Origin of the sequence: Pseudomonas sp. FP2300 (genome assembly GCF_030687595.1) — a bacterium.
Classification (GTDB): Bacteria; Pseudomonadota; Gammaproteobacteria; order Pseudomonadales; family Pseudomonadaceae; genus Aquipseudomonas; species Aquipseudomonas bijieensis.
Genome location: NZ_CP117440.1, coordinates 3339423 through 3358617, shown reverse-complemented (window position 1 = coordinate 3358617; position 19195 = coordinate 3339423). Strand labels below are relative to the sequence as shown.

Here is a 19195-nt window from a genome sequence, read left to right as displayed (position 1 = left end):
AGCGAAATGTCCCGGTGAAGATGTAACGAAGCGTCTCCGAACCATTGTGGAAGCGAGCTTGCTCGCGACGCCGGGGGGGCAGCTTGCACCCATGGCGTCTGTACCGCCGCTATCGCGAGCAAGCTCGCTCCCACAGTGAAGCAGGATGGTGGAAACTTTTGCCAAGGCGCGACGGTCACCAGAGAGACATCCATCGGCAAGGAAAACACCACCATGGCACGGGCAATCTGGAAAGGCGCAATCAGTTTCGGGCTGGTCCATATTCCTGTAGCGCTGGTGTCGGCCACCTCTTCCCAGGGGGTGGATTTTGACTGGCTGGACAAGCGCAGCATGGACCCGGTTGGCTACAAGCGGGTCAACAAGGTCACGGGCAAGGAGGTGACCAAGGAAAACATCGTCAAGGGCGTCCAGTACCAGAAAGGCCAATACGTGCTGCTCAGCGAAGAGGAAATTCGTTCCGCCCATCCCAAGTCGACCCAGACCATCGATATCTTTTCCTTTGTCGACAGCGAGAAGATTCCCTTGCAAAACATCGATACGCCCTACTTTCTCGCCCCCGACAAGCGCGGCGGCAAAGTCTATGCCCTGCTGCGCGAAACCCTGGTCAAGAGCAACAAGGTCGCCCTGGCCCACGTCGTGCTGCATACCCGCCAGCACCTGGCCGCCCTCATGCCCCTTGAATCGGCCCTGGTGCTGGTGATGCTGCGCTGGCCTGCGGAGGTGCGTGAGCTGGATATCCTGGAGCTGGGCGACGAGGTCACGAACCCGACCCTGGCCAAGGGCGAGCTGGAAATGGCCAAGCGCCTCGTGGAGGACATGAGCGCCGATTGGACACCGCAAGAATACCGGGACAGTTTCGAAGACAAGATCATGGAACTGGTGGAGAAAAAAGCCAACGAAGGCCGCCTCGAAGCGGTGGAGACCGACCCAGGCGAGGAGCAGCGCAAGAGCGCCGATGTCATCGACCTTACCGAACTGCTCAAGCGCAGCCTGGGCAGCAAGGGCAAGGCACCTGACAAATCCTCTGGGAAGGCCCCTGCAAAACCGGCGAAAACCGGCAAATCCGCTCCTGCTAAAAAAGCCACCAAGGCCTCCCGGGGGTAAACCCTGGCGTGCGCAATACAAAGGAATCTGTCATGGCCAACGCCGAGAGTGAATATGCTCGTTCGTCCGATACCGAATCGGATGCAACGACGCCCCGCAACCCTGGCCGACTGGGCAAGACAGCCCCTGGAAACCGCCTCCCCGAACGCCTGGCCCCGCAACTGGCCACGCCCGTGGAAGAACCACCCACCGGCGACTGGCGCTATGAGGTCCAATTCCACGGTTATCGCCTGCTGACGCGCATCGAACACGGTGAAGTCCGGTTATACAACCGCAATCATCAGGACTGGACCGAGCGGCTGAAGCTGCATGCCGACGCCCTGGCCGGGTTGAACCTGGAGGACAGTTGGCTCGACGGCGAACTGGTCCTGCTCGACGATACCGGCCACAGCGATTTCGCGGCCCTGCGCCAGGCGTTCGAAATCGGCCGCACCGTCGACATGGTGTATTTCCTGTTCGATGCGCCGTTCCTCAACGGTGTCGACCTGCGCCAGGTGCCGGTGGAAGAGCGCCGTGCAGCACTGAAAAAAGCCCTTGGCAACAACGCCAGCAAGCGCCTGCGCTTTTCCGAGTCGTTTTCCGCCAGCCAGCACGAGATGTTCGAAAGCGCCATCGCCCTGTCACTGGACAGCGTGGTCGGCAAGCGCCTGGGCAGCCCCTATATGTCCCGACGTAGCGCCGATTGGGTAAAACTCAAGTGTCGGTTGCGCCAGTCCTTTGTCATCGTCGGGTTCACCCGGCCCCAAGGCAAGCGCGCCGGTTTCGGCGCGCTGCTGTTGGCAGTCAACGGGCCGGAGGGGCTGGTGTATGCCGGTCGGGTGGGCACCGGGTTCAGCCAGGCACAAATCAAACAGTTACACGCACAACTGAGCGCACAACAGCGCGAGACTTCACCATTGGCCTTGCCACTCGCCGGTGCGCAAGGACGCGGCGTGCAATGGGTCGAACCTGGCCTGACCTGCGAGGTCGAGTTCGTTGAATGGACTGCCGACAGCCAGGTGCGGCAGGCGATTTTCCTGGATTTGTCGAACAATACGCCGGCCAACAAGATCGTTCGCGAGCAACCCCTGCCGATAAAACCTGCGACAAAACCCCAGCGTCGCAGCAAAGCCCGCGCGGCCAAAGTCGACGGCGTGATGATCACCCACCCCGACCGGGTCATCGACAGTGTCAGCGGTGTCCAAAAGGCTGAGCTGGCGCAGTATTACCTGGACATCGCCCCTTGGATCCTGCCGCACCTCAAGCAGCGGCCGGTCGCGCTACTGCGGGCACCGGATGGTATCGGCGAAGAACAGTTCTTTCAAAAACACGCCGATCGCCTGGAGATTCCCCATATCAAGCAGTTGGATCCTGGACTGGACCCAGGCCACGCACCGCTGATGGAAATCGATGATATCCACGCGCTGGTCAGCGCGGCGCAGATGGGCACGGTGGAACTGCACACCTGGGCCGCGACCCACGACCGGATCGAGACGCCCGACCTGTTTGTCCTGGACTTGGACCCGGACCCGTCACTGCCTTGGAGCGCCATGATCGAGGCGACCCTCATGACCTTGGCGGTACTCGACGAGTTGGGCTTGCAGGCCTTCCTCAAGACCAGCGGTGGCAAAGGCATGCACGTGATCGTGCCATTGGCGAGAAATGAAGGCTGGGACACCACCAAGGCATTCGCCAAGGCCATCTCACAGTTCCTGGCCCGGCAGATGCCAGAGCGCATGACCGCCACCATGGGGCCGAAGAACCGCGTCGGGAAAATATTCGTCGACTACCTGCGCAACGCCCGTGGGGCCAGTACAGTGGCCGCCTACTCGGTGCGCGCCAGGCCAGGCCTACCGGTTTCGGTGCCAATTGCCCGGGCCGAGCTGCAGACCCTGCGCAATGCCCAGCAATGGGACATTTATACCGCGCTGGAACGGGCTAAAGGCCTGCGGACCGATCCTTGGGAAGGCTACAACCACCGCCAGCGGATCACCACCAGGATGTGGGCGCAGCTGGATGCGCAAAAACCCGAGGCATGAGGACGAGCACGGCGTTCAAATCCAGACGAAGATCGCCAGCAAACCGCCAAAAAAAGCCCATTTCTGCAGGTAATAAAGCGTGCGGTTGCGTTTCTTCAGGGCCTTGCCCTGCAAGCGGATCTTGTACAGCCTGGAGAACGCCCGGTTCAGGCCGCCCGTCCTGTCGCCCGCGTCGTTGGGCGCACCGGCCGCCGCCATCACGGTGCGGCTGAACCAGCGGTTGAACGCGGTGGCCCAGCGAAACTTCATGGGCCGCTCCACATCGCAGAACAGGATGATGCGGTTATGGTTGGTGGTGTTCTCGGCGTAATGAATGAAGGTTTCGTCGAAAATCACCGCCTCGCCATCGCGCCAATGATAAGGCTCGCCATCGACATTGATGTAGCAGCCGGCATCGTTGGGCGTTTCCAGGCCCAGGTGATACCGATAGGACCCGGCATACGGGTCACGGTGCCGGACCAGCTTCGAGCCCGGAGGCAACTCGGCGAACATCGCCGCCTTGATCGAACCGATGCTCTGCACCAGCTCGGTGGTGCGTGGGCACAGCTTCATGGCCGAGGGATGGCTATCGCCGTACCACTTCAGGTAGAAACGCTTCCAACCGGTCTTGAAGAACGAGTTGAAGCCCACGTCGTCATATTGATTGGATCGCTTGATCTCTCCCGCATGCAGCAGGCTCTGGCCTTCGGCCCGGATCTCTTCCCAGTGAGCCTGCAACGGGCTCAGGTCCGGAAACTGCGCCGGGCTCAGGAACGGCTTGTTGGGCAGTTTCGAGCACAGGTAAAGCAGACAATTGATCGGGGCGAGAAAAGACGAGTGATCGCTCAACTGGCGCCCGAACTTATGCCGCACGCGCCCGCGCAGGTGGACGTAGCCAATGGAGAGGATGTAGATCGCGGCAATGATGAGCTTCACGGAATCCGTCACAATGCAGGAGTGAACAGGCTGCTTCTCCAGGCCAGCCAAGCGGCAAGGGAGATCGCATCGGGTGAGATGGCATTTTAGCCACAGTTTGTAAGCAAAAGTTATCCTGCAAATGTGAAAAACTGTCTTGTCCGGGCAATACCCTATCGTTTATGCGGCCAGATCAGTACAATCGCCGCCAACTATCACGCGCCCCCTTTTGGCCGAAACCGTTAACCCGGCTTCGGCGCACGTCTACCGGGCCAGGCGCTCCGTATGCTGCTGTCCTCTTATGCCGGATGGACCCTTGCGCTTGCGACCGCGACGCCTTTGCGCGGTCGGGACGTGCGCAAACAGGTACTGAACAGGTACTGCCGCACCCTTAGCTACTCTGAATGTTCCGCAGGATAAACCTTTGATCTCTACAGCTAACATCACGATGCAGTTCGGCGCCAAGCCACTGTTCGAAAACGTCTCAGTCAAATTCGGCGCGGGTAACCGCTACGGTCTGATCGGCGCCAACGGTTGCGGCAAGTCGACCTTCATGAAAATCCTCGGCGGCGACCTCGAGCCGTCCGGCGGCCAGGTCATGCTCGAGCCGAACGTGCGCTTGGGTAAACTGCGCCAGGACCAGTTCGCCTACGAAGAATTCACCGTGATCGATACGGTGATCATGGGTCACGAAGAGCTGTGGAAGGTCAAGGCCGAGCGCGACCGCATCTATTCGCTGCCGGAAATGACCGAAGAAGACGGCATGGCCGTGGCCGAGCTGGAAACCGAATTTGCCGAGATGGACGGCTACACCGCCGAATCCCGCGCCGGTGAACTGCTGTTGGGCCTGGGGATTGGCATCGAGCAGCATTTCGGCCCGATGAGCGAAGTGTCGCCAGGCTGGAAACTGCGTGTGCTGCTGGCCCAGGCGCTGTTCTCCGACCCGGAAGTGCTGCTGCTGGACGAGCCGACCAACCACCTGGATATCAACACCATCCGCTGGCTGGAAAACGTGCTGACCCAGCGCTCGAGCCTGATGATCATCATCTCCCACGACCGTCACTTCCTGAACAGTGTCTGCACCCACATGGCAGACCTGGACTACGGTGAGCTGCGCCTGTTCCCGGGCAACTATGACGAATACATGACCGTGGCGACCCAGTCCCGCGAGCAGTTGCTGTCGGACAACGCCAAGAAGAAAGCGCAGATTTCCGAACTGCAGTCGTTCGTCAGCCGTTTCTCGGCCAACGCCTCGAAAGCCAAGCAAGCCACCTCCCGCGCCAAGCAGATCGACAAGATCCAACTGGCCGAGGTCAAGCCATCGAGCCGCGTCAGCCCGTTCATTCGCTTCGAACAGACCAAGAAACTGCACCGCCAGGCGGTCATTGTCGAGCGCATGGCCAAAGGCTTTGATGGCAAGCCGCTGTTCAAGGACTTCAGCTTCACCGTCGAAGCCGGCGAGCGCGTGGCGATCATTGGCCCGAACGGTATCGGCAAGACCACCTTGCTGCGCACCCTGGTCAATGAACTGGAACCGGATGCCGGTACCGTGAAATGGACCGACGCCGCGGAACTGGGCTACTACGCCCAGGACCATGCCCACGACTTCGAAGACGACGTCAACCTGTTCGACTGGATGGGCCAATGGACCCAGGGCGGCGAACAACTGGTGCGTGGCACCTTGGGCCGCATGCTGTTTTCCAACGACGAGATCCTCAAGTCGGTCAAGGTCATTTCCGGTGGTGAACAGGGCCGCATGCTGTTCGGCAAACTGATCCTGCAAAAGCCGAACGTGCTGGTCATGGACGAACCGACCAACCACTTGGACATGGAATCCATCGAAGCGCTGAACCTGGCGCTGGAAAACTACCCGGGCACGCTGATCTTCGTCAGCCACGACCGTGAGTTCGTCTCGTCCCTGGCCACTCGCATCATCGAACTGAGTGCCGACGGCGTGGTGGACTTCAGCGGCACCTATGATGACTACCTGCGTAGCCAGGGTGTGGTGTTCTAAGCACAGCCCTCAGCTGTAAGCTGCAAGTGAAAGCCCTGTCCGTAGCGACAGGGCTTTTTGTATTCCAAGATCACAACTGGGCCTGTGGGATTTGTGGTGGCTTCCCAGATTGAAATCCGCTTGCGCCAACACATTTAGTTAGCCTGCTTTCTTTTATCCCCACCTCGCGCCATGATGAGGCTCTCTTACCGCCGCCCGCGAACGAGCCCCATGCCCACGCCCTCACCTGCCCCCAGTTCCCTGTCGATCACCCTGCAGATCGTCTCCATCGTTTTCTACACCTTCATCGCCTTTCTCTGCATCGGCCTGCCCATTGCCGTACTGCCGGGGTATGTCCACGAACAGTTGGGCTTCAGCGCAGTGGTCGCCGGGCTGACCATCGGCTCACAATATCTGGCTACCCTGCTCAGCCGTCCCATGGCCGGTCGGTTGTCGGACAGCGTCGGCACCAAGCGGGCAATCGTCTACGGGCTGTCGGGGATTGTGCTCAGCGGCGTGCTGACGCTGCTCTCGACCTTGCTGCAAGGGTTTCCCCTGCCCAGCCTGCTGATTCTGATTGCCGGCCGCTTGCTGCTCGGCGCGGCCCAAGGGCTGATCGGCGTGGGCACCATCAGTTGGTGCATGGGCCAGGTGGGTGTGGAACACACGGCTCGCTCGATTTCCTGGAACGGCATCGCCTCGTACGGGGCCATTGCCATTGGCGCCCCGCTGGGTGTGGTGATGGTTGGTGAACTGGGTTTCGCCAGTCTGGGCATTGCGTTGTCGTTGCTGGCGGGCGCTGCGCTGTTGATGATTCGCAACAAGCCGTCGGTGCCGGTCATTCGTGGCGAACGCTTGCCTTTCTGGGCGGTATTTGGACGCATTGCGCCGTACGGAGCAGGCCTGAGCCTGGCATCAATCGGCTACGGTACGCTCACGACGTTCATCACACTGTTTTATATCAGTCGTGGCTGGACCGGTGCGGCCTGGTGCCTGACGGTTTTCGGGGTCTGCTTCATCCTGGCGCGGTTATTGTTCATTTCCAGTATCGCTCGCTTCGGTGGCTTCAACTCGGCCATTGCCTGCATGAGCATCGAAACCCTCGGGCTGGTATTGCTGTGGCTGGCCCCATCCACTCCGTTCGCCCTGGTCGGCGCCGGGCTGGCCGGCTTCGGGCTGTCGCTGGTGTACCCGGCGCTCGGGGTGGAGGCCATCAAGCAGGTGCCGAACACCAGTCGTGGCGCGGGCTTGAGTGCCTACGCGGTGTTCTTTGACCTGGCGCTGGCGATTGCCGGTCCGCTGATGGGCGCGGTGGCATTGAACCTGGGTTATTCGTCGATCTTCTTCTGTGCCGCGTTGCTGTCCGTCAGCGGCCTGGGGCTGACCTTGCTGCTACGTCGCCGAGCGACAAACGCCCATTATTGATCGGCCGTCCTCATCCCCGCCCGGGTCGGCTTGCCCAAGGCCTCGCCGAAGAAGCGGCTGGCCTCGGAAATCATGGTGCGGTGGATGTCCTTGCGGTCGACACCGTCAGCGTCGGTGCACAACGCAGGCATCGCAGCGATCTGTTCGTCGGTACACGGGGCCAGGAAGACAAAATGCCCCGCTCCGGCCAAGGTCTTGAAATCCGGTGCGGTGGGCAGCTTGCGGGCCAAGGCGGCGGCGTTTTTATCGAAAGCCACCAGCTTGTCGCCGTCGCCGCTGTACAACAGCACCGGCACATGGACGTCGGCCAGGGTGTGACGGCCAAACTTCAGGCTCAACGGCGCCATGAGCAACAATGCCCGGACCCTGGGGTCGGCCACCGGGTACAGGTCGTCGCGATCGGCAATCAACTCGCCCTGGGTGTTACAGGCGTCACGGTCATCCGGTCGCTCCTGGCAGTAGCGACGCAGGCGGTTGAGATCCGGCGTCGCGCCGGACAGGATCAGCGCCGTCTCGCCACCGGCCGAATAGCCGATCACCCCGACCTGCCCGGCGTTGACGAACGGCGAGAGCATCGGGTCGTTCAACGTTGCGGTAATGGCTTCGGAAATCTGGATCGGCCGGCCATACAGGTTGCTCAGGGTCCCGAGCCGGCTGTGGTCCTGGGCGTTGTCGCCGGGATGAATCACCGCCACCACGACAAATCCCTTGCGCGCCAGCGAGGTGGCCAGGTCGTGCAGGGCCAGCGGTGTACCGGTATTGCCATGGGACAGCATCAGCAGCGGGAAGCGGCCGATGGCGATCTGGGCGTCTGGCGCGGCATCGATCTGGTAGCCACCCAGCAGGCTGGACTGTTCCCGGTCGGTGGACGGATAAAAGGCGAAAGCGTGCATCGGCTGCTGATCCAGCGGATCGAGAAAGCTCAGCTCATGGAAGCCGGCGCTCCAATGCGGATGCGGCCCCGGTGCGGCCTGCACTGAACCGAGACTGGCAAACAAGCAAAGCAGCAGCGCTGCACCAAAACGTGTCATCGAATCTTCCACCTTCACCAGCGCACGGGAAGGCCCCGTCGCTCGCACTCTTGGCCGTGCATAACCTGCGCCATAACGCCCAGCGCCGAATGCAGGAAAACCCTGCATCCCGACCATCCAATGACGACGAGAATACAGGGTTTTACGAAGGTTGCCCGAAGAGCTTGGTGCCTTTACGCAGGTTTTACGCAGCGGCGAATTGCTGGCCGATCTGCAACGTGGCTTCGCTCATGGCTTTGGTGCGCATATCGTCACCGTAGGACAGGCCTTCGGCGCGGACAAATTCGATATCGGTGATGCCGAGGAAACCGAACATCTGCTTGAGATATTCCTCGTGACCCACGCCGCTCGGTTGGCCCGCGTGCAAACCGCCCGCGGTGGAGACGATCACCAGCTTCTTGCCGCCACACAGGCCTTCGGGACCGGCTTCGGTGTAGCGGAACGTCTGGCCGGCCACGGCAATGCGGTCGATCCAGGCCTTGAGTTGGGTCGGAATGCTGAAGTTATACATCGGAGCTGCGATGACCACCGCATCAGCCGCCAGGAACTCGGCCATCGCCGAGGCACTGAGATCGGCTTCGTGCTTCAGGGCCGCGTCGCGCAATTCGGCGCTGGTACCGGCGGCAACCAGCGTCTGGGCGGAAAAATGGCTGATGGCGTCAGCGGCCAGATCGCGGTAGGTCACCGTGATGCCTGGCTCGGCAGCTTTCCAGGCTTCAACCACTTCACGGCTCAATTGGCGGGAAGCAGAGTTGTCGCCCAGGATGCTCGAATCGATGTGCAGCAATTTCATGTGAGTGCTCTCCAAGTGAGGACCGCAACCAGGCGATCAATTGGGGACAATCCTATAGATCAAGCCAATGCTCGATAAGTCAGCATAAATGCGATAGTTTGTCCTACTGACAGGACAATCGAGCTAGACATGCAAGACCTCAATGACTTGTATTACTTCGCCAAAGTCGTCGAAGCCGGCGGTTTCGCGGCGGCCGGGCGATTGCTGGGCATTCCCAAGTCGCGATTGTCGCGGCGTATCGCTGAGCTGGAAGAGCGCCTCGGCGCGCGGTTGCTGCAACGCACCACCCGCCAGTTGAAATTGACCGCGGTCGGCGAACGTTATCTGCGCCATTGCCAGGCCATGATGCTGGAGGCCGAGATGGCCGACGAAGCGGTGGCGAGCATGTCCAGCGAACCCCGTGGCCGATTGCGAGTATCGAGCCCGGTAGGGTTGGCCCACCAGTTCCTGCCGGTGGTGATCGAAACCTTCCTGGCGAAATACCCTTTGGTGCAACTGGATATGACCCTGCTCAACCGGCGGGTGGACCTAGTCAGCGAAGGCATCGACGTGGCATTGCGCGTGCGTGACCTGGGGGACGAAGACCCGCTGCTGATGACCCGGCGTCTGCGCCAGGCGCGGCTGATGATGGTGGCCAGCCCGGCCTTTGTCGAAGGGCGGCGGATCGAAACCCCGGATGATCTCAAGCAGTTGCCGGTACTGGGGGCATTGGAAGCCGATCGCCAGGTGCACCTGCGCCTGGTCAGCGCCGATGGGCAGCGTGTGGAACTGAGCCTGGAGGCGCGCCTGGGCATTGACGACTTCATTGTGCGTCGCGCCTGCACCCTCGCCGGCCTTGGCTTCACGTTATTGCCGAGCATGTATTGCGAGCAGGAATTGCTTGACGGCACACTGGTGGAATTGCTGCCTGGATGGTCGTTGCCCGATGGCTGGCTCCAGGCGGTCTACCCGCATCGACGCGGCATGCTGCCAGCGGTGCGTGCATGGATCGACCATTTGGTGGAAGCCTTCGAGGGCTGTGGAGATAGAACGCTATGAGTTTGAGCGAAGAGGATGTCGCGCGGTTTTGCCTGGGCCTGCCCGGCGCCCGGGAGGACTACAAATGGGGCGGCGTGCGGGTGTTTTCCATTGCCGGGAACAAGATGTTCGCCCTCCAGGGCCTGAGGAGCGACTCGTTGGCGTTCAAGGTCGACAAGGATCTGTTCCTGGGTCATTGCGACCGGCCGGGCATTCACCCCGCGCCTTACCTGGCGCGGGCCCAGTGGGTCATCATGCAGGTGCCCTACCCGCTGGGTGCCGAAGAGCTGCGTGGCTTGCTGCAACGCTCACATCAATTGGTGGTGAGCAAATTGCCCAAGCGCACGCAGGTGGGTTTGTTGCTCTAGCCATTCAGAACAGATAGCTGCCCAGGAACAACTGGTCGATCCAGAACACTTGGTGCAACAGCACGATGAACCAGAACACCACCTGGAACGACACCTTGCGGGTCTTGTGGCGAAACAGCTGCTGGGCCAGCAAGGCGCCAGGCCAACCGCCGGCCAGTTCCACTGCATGCAACACATTCTCTGGCGTGCGCCAGGCGTCGGCGCGCGCCTTGCGCTTGTCGCTCCAGTACAGCAGGAACGCCACCACGCTGACCACACCATAAGCCACCAGCGGCACCCATGACACCGCCCGCAGCCCGAACAGCAGTGAACCGAACAGCGGCAAGGCACAGAGCAGCGCAAACACCATCAGTTTGAGCCGCAGGTGCTGCACGGCGCCGTCGGCACTGCGCCCGGTACGTTTGCGGCTACCTGAATCGTTCATGGCTTGGCAGCGCTCCAGTCCACCCAGCCGAACTGCCAAGTGGCCAGGATCAACAGGCCGAAGGCGATTCGATACCAGGCGAACACGGCGTAACTGTGACTGGCGATGAACCGCAGCAGGCCCTTGACCGCAATCATGGCGAAAATGAACGCTGTGACGAAGCCAATGGCGAACACCGGAAAATCTGCCGGGACGAACAGCTCGCGGTATTTGTAGCCCGAGTAGACCGCCGCGCCGACCATGGTCGGCATCGCCAGGAAAAACGAAAACTCGGTAGCGGTTTTACGCGACAGGCCGAATAGCAGGCCACCGATGATGGTCGCTCCGGAACGCGAGGTGCCCGGGATCATCGCAATGCACTGGGCCAGGCCAACCTTCAGTGCGTCCTTCCAGGAGATCTCGTCCACCGTTTCGGCGTGCACCTGGTGCTGGCGCTTCTCGGCCCAGAGCATCACCAGGCCGCCCACCACCAGCGCGGCGGCGACGGTGATCGGGTTGAACAGGTAGTGGTGGATCCAGTCGGCGAACAGCACACCCAAGACCACGGCCGGCAGGAAGGCGATCAGCAGGTTGGCGGTGAACCGGCGGGCGCTGGGTTGCGTCGGCAGGCCCAGCACCACGTCGAAGATCTTGCGCCGGAACTCCCAGACCACCGCCAGGATCGCGCCGAGCTGGATGATAATGTTGAACGCCATCGAACGTTCGCCACCGAACTCAAGCAAGTCGGCGACAATGATCTGGTGTCCCGTGCTGGAAATCGGCAGAAATTCCGTCAAGCCTTCCACTACGCCAAGAATCAGTGCCGAAAAGGCGGTCCACAAATCCATTCATCCCCCAAAAAAGACGCTGTTCATGCAGGTCTTATCAATATTCAAGTGTCAAGCAGGTGCTCGCAGCGGGTGCACGATAACTGTGATCTTTCAAAAAAAACCAATGAAAAATCAGAACAGGCTCAGGTTTTGCGCTGCGGGGCCGAAATCCTATCAGACAAGCCCTGATAACGCTGCCGCGTTATGACCCAGGTCAATTACGTATAGCTGCCGGGCGCTAAAGTGCCGGCCGTCGTTAATGACAAGAATAAGAAACCGGAGTGACAGCGTATGAATAGCTTGCGCAGTGTGTCGATCAGCCGACGCTTGTGGCTCATCCTGGTGGTGGCCATCGTGATGTTGTTCACGCTTGGCGCCTTGATGCTTAAACAGATCCATACCGACCTTTACCAAGCCAAAGTGCAGAAAACCCAGCACGTGGTACAGACCGCCAGTGGCGTGCTGAGCTACTACCATGGCCTGGAAACCGCTGGCACCCTGACTCGCGATGCCGCGCAAAAGCAGGCCCTCAGCGCCGTGCGTGGCCTGCGCTATAACCAGAGTGACTACTTCTGGATCAACGACCTGACGCCCGTCATGGTCATGCATCCGACCAACCCGAAGCTTGAAGGCCAGAACCTCTCGGCCATCCGCGATCCGAACGGTTATGCGCTGTTCAACGAGATGGTTGCCATCGCCAAGTCCAAGGGCGCCGGCATGATCAATTACCTCTGGCCGAAGCCGGGCGCCGAGGCCCCAGTGGGCAAGACTTCCTATGTCCAATTGTTCGAGCCCTGGGGTTGGGTCATCGGTTCGGGCGTGTACATCGATGACGTCCAGGCCGAGTTCCAGTCCCAGTTGATCAAGGCTTCCGTGGTCGGCTTGATCATCACCCTGCTCATGGGCCTGCTGTTGACCCTGATCGTGCGCAGCATCGTCGGCCCGCTGCAGGAAACCGTCAACGCCATGGCCAACATCGCCAGTGGCGAGAGCGACCTGACCCGCACCCTCGACACTCATGGCCAGGACGAAGTTACTCAACTGGCGCGGCATTTCAACGCCTTTACCGCCAAGTTGCGGCAAGTGGTGACCCAACTGCAAGCCTCGGCCAGTGCGCTGGGGCAATCCTCCAGCGAATTGGGCAACGATGCCGCCCAGGCCCAGGAGCGCAGCCAGCAGCAGTCGCAGCAAATGGAGCTGGTGGCGACCGCGATCAATGAAGTGACCTATGGCGTGCAGGACGTCGCCAAGAACGCCGAGCACGCGGCTAGTGAAATGCGCGACGCCGAGTCCCAGGCCCAACAAGGCCAGGTCAACATCGACGGCAGCTTGCAGCAGATCGACCGCCTGTCTCAGACCATCGATCAGGCGGTGGAAGTGATCCGTACCCTGGCGAGCGAAAGCACCCAGATCGGCAGCGTGCTGGAGGTGATCCGCTCCATTGCCGAGCAAACCAACCTGTTGGCCCTCAACGCCGCCATCGAAGCTGCCCGCGCCGGCGAACAAGGCCGGGGCTTTGCGGTGGTCGCCGATGAAGTGCGGCTGCTGGCCCAACGTACACAGAAGTCCACCGCAGAGATCCAGGCGATGATCGAGCGCCTGCAAACCCATTCCGAGGCCGCAGTGAAAGTCATCAGCGACAGCAGCCGTGCCTCGCAACTGACCATCGAACAGGCGGGCCTGGCCGGTGCCAGCCTCAACGCCATCGGCCAGGCCCTGCGCAATCTCAACAGCCTGAACGCCTCCATCGCCAGTGCGACGTTGCAACAGGCCCATGTGGTGGAAGACATCAACCAGAACGTCACCCAGGCTGCCGGACTGTCCCACAGCACCGCCATGGCCGCCGAACAATCCAGCCAGGCCAGCAGCCGTCTCAAGGCGCTGAGTGAACAGTTGAACGGGTTGCTCAAGCAATTCCGAGTGTGAGGGTTGTGCAGGGCCTCTCTGCTGGGGGCGATGCTCAGTTAAAGCTGTTGTGATTTATTGTGGCGAGGGAGCTTGCTCCCGCTGGGCTGCGTAGCGGCCCCCTTTTTTGTGAGCGCTTCGCGCTCAAGCGGGAGCAAGCTCCCTCGCCACGGACTCGACTTGCTCTCCAGCTACGCAACATCTCTCTGCGGGAGCGAGCCTGCTCGCGATGGCGGCGGCACATCCCGCACTGATATTGGAGCTGCCCACGCCATAACGTTTACAATCCCCGCCCTCTCCTCTTTTCCCCAAGGAACCGCCATGTCCGGGCTTGAACTGTTTGCCGCAGCCCTCGGCGTGATCGCTGTCTGGTTGACCGTCAAGCAGAACCCCTGGTGCTGGCCGATCGGCCTGGTCATGGTGTTGCTGTACAGCTGGATTTTTTTCGAGGTGAAGTTGTACTCGGACATGCTGTTGCAGGTTGTCTACGCGGTGTTGCAACTCTACGGCTGGTGGCAATGGACTCGTGCCGGACACAATCATGATGGACGCCAGGTCACCCGCCTCGGTGGGCCGTCGGTGTTGCTCGGCTTGGCTATCGGCGCGGCAGGCAGCCTGTTGTTGGGCGCCGCCATGGCTCACTGGACCGACGCCGCCCAACCCTGGCTCGATGCCGCACTCACCGGCTTCAGCCTCGTGGCTCAATGGTGGATGGCGCAAAAACGCGTGCAATGCTGGCCGCTGTGGATCGCCCTGGATGTGATTTTCGTCGGCCTGTTCATCTATAAGGGCTTGCACCTGACCGCCGCACTCTACGCCCTGTTCACCCTGCTGGCCGTGCAAGGCTGGCGGGAATGGCGCGCCGACCCGGCCCTGCGCGCATGAAGGTAATAGTGCTGACCGGCCCGGAATCCAGCGGCAAGAGCTGGCTGGCGACGCAATTGCAGGAACACTTTGGTGGCGTGCGGGTGGATGAATACGTGCGCCACTTCATGGAACAGACCCAGCGTGATACTTGCCTGGCTGACATCACCGACATCGCCGCCGGCCAACTGGCCTGGGAAGATGAAGCACGTGCCCGCCGGCCGGCGCTGTTGATCCTCGATACTCACCTGTTGAGCAACATCCTCTGGAGCCAGACCCTGTTCGGCGACTGTCCGGACTGGCTTGAGCCGGCCCTGCTGGCCCGCCATTACGACTTGCACCTGCTGCTGCGCCCCGAGCAGGTCGAATGGACCGACGACGGTTTGCGTTGCCAGCCCGAACTGGAAGAGCGGCAGGCGTTTTTTGAAGCGATCGAGGCCTGGCTGAGCCGACATCGGCAACCTTTGCAGGTCATTCACGGCAATTGGGCGCAACGCCAACAGCAAGTGTTCGCAGCCGTTGCCCACCTGCTTGAAGCCTGATCACAAGGGTGATCTGTTCCATTCCTGAAACAACGGCGTCGCACCAAACCCGGATCCAAAGCCGCTTCGCGCGATTGTCATCAAGACTGTCAAGCTTTTGAAACACCCGCCTAAAAGCCTGGATCCAGAGCCCTGGGACAGTAAATGACCGATTAGTCACCATGTACCTTGTCTCAGCGCTGAAACAGGTTTCTTCCCAGGCATCTCGGCCATTAATACAAGTCATTGAATTAAAAGGTATTAAAAAAACCGGCACAACACCTGCTCTTCCCACTTCGCAACGCTGGACCAGGGCCAGCCCACCGAAGAAGGAACCGATGCCGTGGGGACTTTCGAAAGAAGTTTGACCTGTCTGTTGTTGATCGGCTGCGCCGCCAGCGCAACGCTCAGCCTGCCAGCGCGGGCCGAGGGCAACGGCGTCATTGTGCTCACCCGTGACGTGCAGCCCATTGCAATCGGTCGCAACGGTGGTAAAGACCCCTACCCGATCACCGTCAATGCCAACCCCTCCGAGCGAATCAACCAGGCCACCGCCAGCACCGAACTGAGCGATGGCGAGTTCGCCAGCGTGGCCAGCGGTTCGTCGATCCGCAACATCGTCACCCCGAACACCGGTGTGCAAGGCCTGAACGTCGTGACCAACCCCAACGGCATGCCGGGCATGAGTGCCGGCCACGGTGGTGGTAGCGGCGGCGCGATCTCCGGCACCATCAACCGCTCGCTCAGTTCCGGCCTGGCTCCGTTGGGTCGGTTGGCGGGAGGCCAGTGACATGAAGCCCGCCCTGTTTCTCCTCGCCCTGCTCATGCTTTCCCTGCTCAGCTCTTTCAACGTATTTGCCGATTCGGGTGTTGCGGTGATCAGTAGCGCCAACCTGCAGGATTCCGGCAGCCATTACACCGGCAACTTCAACGTCAACCAGGCGGCCGGCGACCAGACCCAGCAGACCAACACCCGAGCCATCGCCATCGGCAGCCACGCCCAGGCCAGCACCCATGTGCAACAACGCGTCGACACGCCGGCCAACCCGTCCATGAACGCCACCGCCCGCATCGGCGGTCAATCCTTTACCAACGGCAACGGTGTGCTGGGCGTCAACCAGTCCGCCGGGGCCAACAACCAGATGGCCAATGTCATGCGAGTGGGCATCAGTGCCCATCCGCAGAGCATTGACGACAGCGCCCTGTCTCAACAGAACGTGGCGTTGCTACCGAACTCAGGAGCAACTGGCGCCCCAACCGGCAGTCGCCAGGTCGTTACCAGCGACCAGGCCTTCACCGGCAGCCGAGGGGTCATCCAGGTGAACCAGAGCGCAGGGGTGGGAAACCGTATGGCGAACACCCTGAGCATCCGAGTCGCTGATTGACCCGGAGGCTACATAAGAAAGTACCGACACTTAACCAACGACACGCAAGGAGAAACACCATGAAACCTACAATGGCACTAAAACCATTGGTTTTCGCTCTCGCCGCTGTCATGGCAATGGCCGCACAGGCTGGAGGAAACGATAACGGGCACGGCAATGGTCATGGCCACCATGGTCCCAAAGGCCCAACGTGGGAAGAACAGCTTTCCATCAACGCCAGCGCGATGGCTACCGTGATGGATGAGCAGAACAGCGACGGCAACGAGGTGCTCAACCAGGGTACTAAAAACACCGCCGAAGCCACCGACTCCCTCAATGGCAGCAACGGCAACATGGGGGCCAACATCGCCGCCGGCGACGGTAACCAACAAGACAACGCCGCAGCGCTGGCGACCGCTGACGAAAGCTTCATCTTCGGCTCGGCTGTCGCCGCCTCAAGTGCCACGCAAACCAATACCAACAACTATGTAAAAAACAACTCGACCCACAACAACGCCTCGCTCACCAATGCGGGCAACAACGGCTCCGGCAACATCGGCATCAACGTGACCGCCGGTAACTTCAACCAACAGAAAAACAACCTGGCCATCGCCGTATCGGGTGGCCGTGTCGCACAGGCCTCTGCCGAGGCCAATCAGTCCTCCACAGGCCTGGTGGTCGACAACAAAGGCGTGCGGACCTACAAAACCGACACCCTTACCAGCACCTCCAGCGCTTCCGGCACCTTCAAGGCCAAAGGCACCGGCACCGTCGAGGATGACGGCCATGGCGGATGGGGCAACAAAGGTGGCTACGGTGGCGGTCACGATGACGACAAGTTCAAGTTCTCCGCCGTGGGTACTTTCGAACTGTCCGGCACCAACACCCAGCAAGTGCTGACCCGCGACGGCTGGAAAAACCCTGTGCTCAACAACGCCACCATGACCAACTCCATGAACGGCTTCTCCGGTAACGGCGGCGCCAACGTGTCGGCGGGCGTGGGCAACCAGCAGAGCAACTCGCTCTCCATCGCTGCCGGCTGCAGGGCTTGCATGTAAAAAGTACCACTGCGGGGGTAGTTGCCCTGTGGGAGCAAACTTTGCTCCCACAGGCTCGCTCCCACAGGGGCTTTTTCCAGGGTTCCCACCAGGCGTATCGATCATGCGTGTCACTGCTGTTTCACTGCTGCTCTGCATGGCCTGCGTGGCCGAAGCGGCGCAGATACCAGTCGCCGCCCTGCCTGGCGGCATGCTGGTCTACAAACCGGTGCAAAGCGTACGCGAGCGCAAGTTCAGCGACATTGTCGAGCAGAAAACCGATTTCAGTTGCGGCGCCGCCGCGCTGGCCACGGTGCTGCGCCAGGCCTATTGGCTGGATGTCGATGAAGAACACGTCATCAAAGGCATGCTGGTCAATGCCGACCAGGATCTGGTTCGTACCCAAGGGTTTTCCATGCTGGACATGAAGCGCTACGTGGAGGCCATCGGCATGCGTGCCCGAGGCTACCGGATACCGCCAGAGAAACTCGAAGCGGTAACGATCCCGGTGGTGGTCCTGATGGAAATCCGCGGCTACAAGCACTTCGTGGTGTTGCAGCGGGCCGACAAGCAATGGGTCTACATCGGCGACCCGGTGCTGGGCCACAAGCGCTACGCCCACGATGATTTCGTCAAAGGCTGGAACGGCATCGTCTTTGCGATCGTCGGCCCCGGCTATGACAAGACCAATGCGCTGCGCAACCCTCCGCAACCACTGACGGCACGTAACAAACTGGACGGGTTCAACCCGGTCAGGGATGCAGAACTGATGGATTTCGGCTTCATACAGAGCGACTTCTTTTAATCGCCGACCAACTGCCAACATAAGTACAAAAAGGAGCAGGACGCTCCGGGAGCAGCACATGAAAACTTCACACTGGCTGTCGCTGGCCTGCCTGGCCGCGGCTGCCTCGGGCTATGCCCATGCCGGCTTCAAACCCATCGAAGTCAAGGACCAGGAGCTTGCCGAGCTGCGCGGTCGTTATATCATGCCCGGCCGAGTCATCAGCTTCGGCATCGTCATGAGCAGTACCTGGCGCAACGCCAGCGGCGACCTGATCGGCGCCACCAGCACCATGCAAATCCAGTCCGCCACCGTCAAACCCCAGTTTTATGTCTCCACCATCAAGCAGACCGGCAACGGCAGCGTCCCGGAACAGGGTAGCGGCAATATTACCGGTGGCGCCGGCCTTGGCACGAGCCAGGGCGTGACCCAAAGCGTACGTGCCGCCGGCGACGGCAATACCGCCTACAACAACGTCAACATCAATGTGAGAGAGAGCAACCAGGCGCCCGCGCTCGTGCCTTCCCAAGGTCAACTGCTGACCAAGGGCCAGACCATCAGCGGCAGCAACGCCGCCGGCAGTGTCGCGGTCACCGCCACCGGCAGTGGTGTGCAAATGGCGATCCAGGCCAGCCATAACCAAGGCAGTACCCTGCAACAAGTGGCCCAAGGTGGTTTGCTGCAAAACACTCGCCTGCTGGGCAACAGCAACCTGGTCAACAACATGACGCAACTCAACGTGGTGCTGAACAATAACGGCGCCAGCGCCGGCGCACTGGACTGCAACCTGACCCAACTGCGCGGCCTGCGTAACCTCGGTTATTGAACTACGCTGGTTTCCGAT

At 60.8% G+C, this 19195-nt stretch carries 19 protein-coding genes; 14 read left to right on the top strand and 5 right to left on the bottom strand.

Translation table 11 applies throughout. From position 1 onward, the window contains the following. Positions 1-213 precede the first annotated feature (213 nt). Together PSH86_RS15005 and ligD are read left to right on the top strand one after the other, a co-directional pair. Entirely contained in the window at positions 214-1104 is an 891-nt protein-coding gene (locus PSH86_RS15005) for a Ku protein (RefSeq protein WP_305490331.1), read from the top strand. A gap of 32 nt (positions 1105-1136) precedes the next feature. Next, the gene (ligD, locus tag PSH86_RS15000) at positions 1137-3122 is read left to right on the top strand and encodes a DNA ligase D (RefSeq protein ID WP_305490330.1); all 1986 of its coding nucleotides are present in this window, start codon (positions 1137-1139) and stop codon (positions 3120-3122) included. Positions 3123-3137: 15 nt separating this feature from the next. Here the strand turns inward: ligD and lpxO are convergent, their stop codons facing one another. Next, a complete protein-coding gene (gene lpxO, locus PSH86_RS14995; protein WP_163858837.1) occupies positions 3138-4037 on the bottom strand; it encodes a lipid A hydroxylase LpxO in 900 nt (299 codons plus the stop codon). 403 nt (positions 4038-4440) lie between these two features. Here lpxO and PSH86_RS14990 point away from each other — a divergent pair, with 403 nt between their 5' ends. Both PSH86_RS14990 and PSH86_RS14985 read left to right on the top strand, forming a co-directional pair. Then, positions 4441-6030 (top strand): ABC-F family ATPase, encoded by a 1590-nt coding sequence (locus PSH86_RS14990; protein WP_003181279.1) that lies wholly within the window; start codon positions 4441-4443, stop codon positions 6028-6030. A 210-nt stretch (positions 6031-6240) separates the two neighbouring features. Further along, the gene (locus tag PSH86_RS14985; protein WP_305490329.1) at positions 6241-7434 is read left to right on the top strand and encodes an MFS transporter; all 1194 of its coding nucleotides are present in this window, start codon (positions 6241-6243) and stop codon (positions 7432-7434) included. Here PSH86_RS14985 and PSH86_RS14980 read toward each other — a convergent pair. Further along, positions 7428-8465, bottom strand: coding sequence for a dienelactone hydrolase (locus tag PSH86_RS14980; protein WP_305490328.1), 1038 nt, complete (start codon positions 8463-8465; stop codon positions 7428-7430). The two genes, PSH86_RS14985 and PSH86_RS14980, sit on opposite strands and share 7 nt — an antisense overlap. Positions 8466-8649: 184 nt before the next feature. Further along, positions 8650-9258 carry an FMN-dependent NADH-azoreductase gene (locus PSH86_RS14975; protein ID WP_305490327.1) on the bottom strand — a complete coding sequence of 203 codons (609 nt, stop codon included), beginning with the start codon at positions 9256-9258 and terminating at the stop codon, positions 8650-8652. Between the two features lie 129 nt (positions 9259-9387). Here PSH86_RS14975 and PSH86_RS14970 point away from each other — a divergent pair, with 129 nt between their 5' ends. Continuing rightward, positions 9388-10296 carry a LysR substrate-binding domain-containing protein gene (locus PSH86_RS14970; protein ID WP_305490326.1) on the top strand — a complete coding sequence of 303 codons (909 nt, stop codon included), beginning with the start codon at positions 9388-9390 and terminating at the stop codon, positions 10294-10296. Further along, positions 10293-10643, top strand: a complete 351-nt coding sequence (locus PSH86_RS14965) for an MmcQ/YjbR family DNA-binding protein (protein WP_109755369.1) — start codon at positions 10293-10295, stop codon at positions 10641-10643. The genes PSH86_RS14970 and PSH86_RS14965 overlap by 4 nt, the downstream gene beginning before the upstream one ends. Positions 10644-10647: 4 nt before the next feature. On the opposite strand, the gene PSH86_RS14960 is transcribed toward PSH86_RS14965, so the two are convergent. Together PSH86_RS14960 and PSH86_RS14955 are read right to left on the bottom strand one after the other, a co-directional pair. Continuing rightward, on the bottom strand, positions 10648-11067 hold the full coding sequence (locus PSH86_RS14960; protein ID WP_305490325.1) for a DUF1294 domain-containing protein: 420 nt from the start codon (positions 11065-11067) through the stop codon (positions 10648-10650). Then, a complete protein-coding gene (locus PSH86_RS14955) occupies positions 11064-11894 on the bottom strand; it encodes an undecaprenyl-diphosphate phosphatase (protein WP_109755367.1) in 831 nt (276 codons plus the stop codon). The genes PSH86_RS14960 and PSH86_RS14955 overlap by 4 nt, the downstream gene beginning before the upstream one ends. Before the next feature lie 273 nt (positions 11895-12167). On the opposite strand from PSH86_RS14955, the gene PSH86_RS14950 reads away from it, so the two are divergent. From PSH86_RS14950 to PSH86_RS14915, 8 genes are all read left to right on the top strand, one after another. Then, positions 12168-13802 (top strand): methyl-accepting chemotaxis protein, encoded by a 1635-nt coding sequence (locus PSH86_RS14950; protein ID WP_109755366.1) that lies wholly within the window; start codon positions 12168-12170, stop codon positions 13800-13802. A gap of 300 nt (positions 13803-14102) precedes the next feature. Then, complete coding sequence (gene pnuC, locus PSH86_RS14945; RefSeq protein WP_109755365.1) at positions 14103-14666, top strand: nicotinamide riboside transporter PnuC; 564 nt, start codon at positions 14103-14105, stop codon at positions 14664-14666. Then, positions 14663-15187, top strand: coding sequence for an AAA family ATPase (locus tag PSH86_RS14940; protein ID WP_249014910.1), 525 nt, complete (start codon positions 14663-14665; stop codon positions 15185-15187). Before pnuC ends, PSH86_RS14940 begins: the two co-directional genes overlap by 4 nt. 322 nt (positions 15188-15509) lie before the next feature. Beyond that, on the top strand, positions 15510-15956 hold the full coding sequence (locus tag PSH86_RS14935; RefSeq protein ID WP_163853753.1) for a hypothetical protein: 447 nt from the start codon (positions 15510-15512) through the stop codon (positions 15954-15956). Position 15957: 1 nt separating this feature from the next. After that, entirely contained in the window at positions 15958-16551 is a 594-nt protein-coding gene (locus PSH86_RS14930) for an adhesin (protein WP_109755363.1), read from the top strand. A 59-nt stretch (positions 16552-16610) separates the two neighbouring features. Continuing rightward, complete coding sequence (locus tag PSH86_RS14925; protein WP_109755362.1) at positions 16611-17588, top strand: heme utilization protein; 978 nt, start codon at positions 16611-16613, stop codon at positions 17586-17588. A gap of 103 nt (positions 17589-17691) precedes the next feature. Next, a complete protein-coding gene (locus tag PSH86_RS14920) occupies positions 17692-18372 on the top strand; it encodes a C39 family peptidase (RefSeq protein WP_305490324.1) in 681 nt (226 codons plus the stop codon). A 58-nt stretch (positions 18373-18430) separates the two neighbouring features. Continuing rightward, positions 18431-19177 carry a hypothetical protein gene (locus PSH86_RS14915; protein ID WP_305490323.1) on the top strand — a complete coding sequence of 249 codons (747 nt, stop codon included), beginning with the start codon at positions 18431-18433 and terminating at the stop codon, positions 19175-19177. Positions 19178-19195 lie beyond the last annotated feature (18 nt).

What these genes read in the sequence shown, in the direction of transcription:
- pnuC (WP_109755365.1), top strand. Translation starts at nt 14,103, where the DNA reads ATGTCCGGGCTTGAACTGTTTGCCGCAGCCCTCGGCGTGATCGCTGTC.
- PSH86_RS14960 (WP_305490325.1), bottom strand. Translation starts at nt 11,067, where the DNA reads ATGAACGATTCAGGTAGCCGCAAACGTACCGGGCGCAGTGCCGACGGC.
- PSH86_RS15005 (WP_305490331.1), top strand. Translation starts at nt 214, where the DNA reads ATGGCACGGGCAATCTGGAAAGGCGCAATCAGTTTCGGGCTGGTCCAT.
- PSH86_RS14940 (WP_249014910.1), top strand. Translation starts at nt 14,663, where the DNA reads ATGAAGGTAATAGTGCTGACCGGCCCGGAATCCAGCGGCAAGAGCTGG.
- PSH86_RS14920 (WP_305490324.1), top strand. Translation starts at nt 17,692, where the DNA reads ATGCGTGTCACTGCTGTTTCACTGCTGCTCTGCATGGCCTGCGTGGCC.
- PSH86_RS14965 (WP_109755369.1), top strand. Translation starts at nt 10,293, where the DNA reads ATGAGTTTGAGCGAAGAGGATGTCGCGCGGTTTTGCCTGGGCCTGCCC.
- PSH86_RS14975 (WP_305490327.1), bottom strand. Translation starts at nt 9,258, where the DNA reads ATGAAATTGCTGCACATCGATTCGAGCATCCTGGGCGACAACTCTGCT.
- ligD (WP_305490330.1), top strand. Translation starts at nt 1,137, where the DNA reads ATGGCCAACGCCGAGAGTGAATATGCTCGTTCGTCCGATACCGAATCG.
- PSH86_RS14915 (WP_305490323.1), top strand. Translation starts at nt 18,431, where the DNA reads ATGAAAACTTCACACTGGCTGTCGCTGGCCTGCCTGGCCGCGGCTGCC.
- PSH86_RS14950 (WP_109755366.1), top strand. Translation starts at nt 12,168, where the DNA reads ATGAATAGCTTGCGCAGTGTGTCGATCAGCCGACGCTTGTGGCTCATC.
- PSH86_RS14970 (WP_305490326.1), top strand. Translation starts at nt 9,388, where the DNA reads ATGCAAGACCTCAATGACTTGTATTACTTCGCCAAAGTCGTCGAAGCC.
- PSH86_RS14955 (WP_109755367.1), bottom strand. Translation starts at nt 11,894, where the DNA reads ATGGATTTGTGGACCGCCTTTTCGGCACTGATTCTTGGCGTAGTGGAA.
- PSH86_RS14925 (WP_109755362.1), top strand. Translation starts at nt 16,611, where the DNA reads ATGAAACCTACAATGGCACTAAAACCATTGGTTTTCGCTCTCGCCGCT.
- PSH86_RS14985 (WP_305490329.1), top strand. Translation starts at nt 6,241, where the DNA reads ATGCCCACGCCCTCACCTGCCCCCAGTTCCCTGTCGATCACCCTGCAG.
- PSH86_RS14930 (WP_109755363.1), top strand. Translation starts at nt 15,958, where the DNA reads ATGAAGCCCGCCCTGTTTCTCCTCGCCCTGCTCATGCTTTCCCTGCTC.
- PSH86_RS14980 (WP_305490328.1), bottom strand. Translation starts at nt 8,465, where the DNA reads ATGACACGTTTTGGTGCAGCGCTGCTGCTTTGCTTGTTTGCCAGTCTC.